We start from the raw sequence: 2,779 nt of genomic DNA, 5'->3' as shown, positions 1-2,779 counted from the left end.
GCCGTTCCGTCGCCGGCCGGCCCCGGGTCCGGCGGCTCGGTGCGGGAGTTGACCACCGCCAGGCGCAGTCCGTCCGGTGCGACCTCGACGGTGACGGCCACCTCGGCGGCCGGGGCGTGCTTGTGCGCGTTGGTCAGTGCCTCCTGGACGATCCGGTAGGCCGCGTACTGCACGGCGGGCCCGGGATCGGGCAGCCCCTCGGCCGGGCCGCTGACGGTCAGCCCGACCGCCAGCCCGGCCTGCCGGGACTCCTCGACCAGGGCGGGCAGCCCGCGCAGGGACGGCGCCTGGTCGGCGGAGGTGGTCAACACGCCCAGCAGGACACGCAGTTCGGTGAGCGCCTGGAGGCCGAGGGCGCGGATCAGGCCGAGCGTCTCCCGGACGGCGGCCGGGTCCTCGGCCCGGGCGACCTGCCCGGCGCCCGCGTGCAGGGTGATCAGTGAGACCCGGTTGGACACCACGTCGTGCATCTCCCGGGCGAGCCGGGCGCGTTCGGCGGCCGCCGCGCGCTCCTCGGCGTGCCGGCGGGCCTCCTCCAGCAGCCGGTTGCGCTCGCCGAGCAGCCGGTTGCGTTCGGCCAGTACGGCGACGGTGCGGGCGCGCTGGTGGGCGGTCAGCCCGAGGGCGAGCGGCACGACGCCGAAGACCAGCGGGTCCTCGATCAGGTTGGCGAGTTCGGACGGGGTGCTGACGTCCCCGAGGTCGAACGGGACGAACAGCCGCAGCTGGGCCAGGGCCGCCAGGACGTACACCGGCGCGGTGCCGCCGCGCCGCGCGGCCAGCCCGTGGAGCGCGACGGCCAGCGGGAGTTGGCCGCTCACCAGGGTGACCGCGGTCGTCGCGGCCGGGTGGCGGTGCCGCAGGACCAGGGCGAGCGCGCCGACCGCGATCAGGCCCGCGTTGGTCCCCGGCGAGGCGGTCGGCCCGAAGTCGGGGTCGTTGGCGGCGAGCGGGACGAGGACGAGCAGCACCAGGGCCGTCGGCGCGACGGCCCGGACCGGTCGGGGCAGGCGCAGCGGCGGGCCGGGCAGCGGTGCGGCTAGGTCGGCGGCCGACTGGTCGGTGGGCTGCTGCATGAGGGGCATGCTTCCACACCGGCGCGGTGCCGGGACGATCGTCGGACCGAGTGGCCGGGAAGGGACTGGTTGAAGGCGCTGGTGGGAGGAGAGCATGGCGGAATGGATGATCGTTTCTCGCCCGAGCCGCACCTCGCCGGGGCGCCGGTGGTCGAACGGCTCGCGCAGTACAGCCGTGCCGAGCAGGATGAGATCCTCGGCCCCGGGGACGACCCGTACGGCGTCGCGTACACCGGGTTGGCCTTCCTGCCCAAGGAGATCCACTTCGGCGTCCGGGCCGCCGACGGCCGGCTCGTCGCCCACACCGGACTGCTGCCGCTGCCGCTCACCGTGGGCGGCACCGACCTGACCGTGGTGGGCGTCGGCGGAGTCTGCGTCGCGCCCGACCGGCGCCACGGCGGCCTCGCGTGGGCCGTGGTCGGGGCCGGCCTCGACCACGCGCGCACGCTCGGCCACCGGTACGCGCTGCTGTTCTGCCGCCCGCCGCTGACCGCGTTCTACCGGGGGCTCGGCTTCCGGGAGGTGGCGCAGGAGGTGACGGTGGAACAGCCCGGGGGGCGGCTGGCGGAGATGCCGCTGCGCACCATGTGGGCCCCGCTGGTCGCGGGGGCCGGGTGGCCGGAGGGGCCGGTGCGGCTGCGGTCGCTGCCGATGTGAGGCGCGTTCAGGCCGTCGCGGCCGGGGTGCCCGCATCCGCGTGTGCCACGGCGGCGCCGGCCAGGGCGCGGACCATGGGGTGCGCCCGGGTGCCGTCGCCGGACAGCTCGGGCTGGAACAGCGAGGCCAGGAAGAACGGGTGGCCGGGCAGCTCCAGGATGCGTACCTCGCCCGACCCGTCGGCGCCGCTGAACCGCAGGCCGTGCGCGGACAGCCGCTCCAGGTAGGCGCCGTTGAGGCCGTACGCGCAGTGGTAGCGCTCCTGGGTGCGGGTGGCGCCGAGCACCCGTTCGGCGAGGCTGCCGGGGGCGACCGTGACGGCCCCCTCGTGGCCGACCAGGGAGCAGGCCAGCGGGGCGATCACCTGCTGCTCCCCGTCGGGGTGCTCCTCGCCGTGGACGGCCCCGGCCAGGCCGCAGACGTTCCGGGCGTACTCCAGCACCGCGTGCTGGAAACCGGCGCAGGTGCCGAGGAAGGGGATGCCGCGCTCGCGGGCGGTCCGGACGGCCGCCAGGGCGCCCGCCTCGCTGCGGTACGGGCTGCCCGGCAGCAGCCAGACCGCGTCGAAGCCGTCCAGGGCGCCGGGCTCGGCGGCGTCCCCGGTCGGGATCCAGTAGGCGTCCAGGACGAGGTGGTCGTGCTCGGCGAGGGCGTCCAGCAGGCCCGGGATCCGGGCGTGCGAGCGGACGGCGGGGGAGCGGTCGCCGACCAGGGCGACCCGCGGGGTCAGGTAGGTCATGCGGCTATCCTGGCCCCGCACCCGAGATCAGCGCCAACGATGATTCCTTAAGCTTCGATCAGATCGGTTGATGACCGCCGTGGACCCGCAGCAGCTGCGCACCTTCGTCACCGTCGCCCGCCTCGCCTCCTTCTCCGAGGCGGCTCGGGAGCTCGGCTACACCCAGTCCGCGGTCTCCCAGCAGATCGCGGCGCTGGAGGCGGACCTCGGGGCCGCCCTGCTGGTCCGCCGCCCGGTCGGCCCGACCGGGGCCGGGCAGCGGCTGCTGGAGCACGCCGCGCCGCTGCTGGTCCGGCTGGAGGCGGCG

4 protein-coding genes are annotated in these 2,779 nt (G+C 76.2%); 2 read left to right on the top strand and 2 right to left on the bottom strand.

Features of this window, described 5'->3' with window-relative positions:
* On the bottom strand, positions 1-1,076 hold a 1,076-nt coding region (locus tag KS423_RS42790), incomplete at its 3' end, for a sensor histidine kinase (RefSeq protein ID WP_224285098.1).
* Between the two features lie 102 nt (positions 1,077-1,178).
* On the opposite strand from KS423_RS42790, the gene KS423_RS42785 reads away from it, so the two are divergent.
* A complete protein-coding gene (locus KS423_RS42785; RefSeq protein ID WP_224285097.1) occupies positions 1,179-1,733 on the top strand; it encodes a GNAT family N-acetyltransferase in 555 nt (184 codons plus the stop codon).
* 7 nt (positions 1,734-1,740) lie between these two features.
* Here the strand turns inward: KS423_RS42785 and KS423_RS42780 are convergent, their stop codons facing one another.
* Positions 1,741-2,472, bottom strand: coding sequence for a hypothetical protein (locus KS423_RS42780; RefSeq protein ID WP_224285096.1), 732 nt, complete (start codon positions 2,470-2,472; stop codon positions 1,741-1,743).
* A 79-nt stretch (positions 2,473-2,551) separates the two neighbouring features.
* Between KS423_RS42780 and KS423_RS42775 the strand changes: the two genes are divergently transcribed.
* Positions 2,552-2,779, top strand: a 228-nt coding sequence (locus KS423_RS42775; protein ID WP_308020321.1) for a LysR family transcriptional regulator, incomplete at its 3' end; no start/stop codon positions are given.

It is taken from the genome of Streptomyces sp. LS1784, assembly GCF_020103755.1.
Classification (GTDB): Bacteria; Actinomycetota; Actinomycetes; order Streptomycetales; family Streptomycetaceae; genus Kitasatospora.
The sequence above is the reverse complement of the archived record's forward strand: the minus strand, read 5'-3'. Positions and strand labels throughout refer to the sequence as shown.

Bases quoted from the DNA above. Each gene is read 5' to 3' on its own strand.
- KS423_RS42785 (WP_224285097.1), top strand. From the start codon at position 1,179: ATGGATGATCGTTTCTCGCCCGAGCCGCACCTCGCCGGGGCGCCGGTG.
- KS423_RS42780 (WP_224285096.1), bottom strand. From the start codon at position 2,472: ATGACCTACCTGACCCCGCGGGTCGCCCTGGTCGGCGACCGCTCCCCC.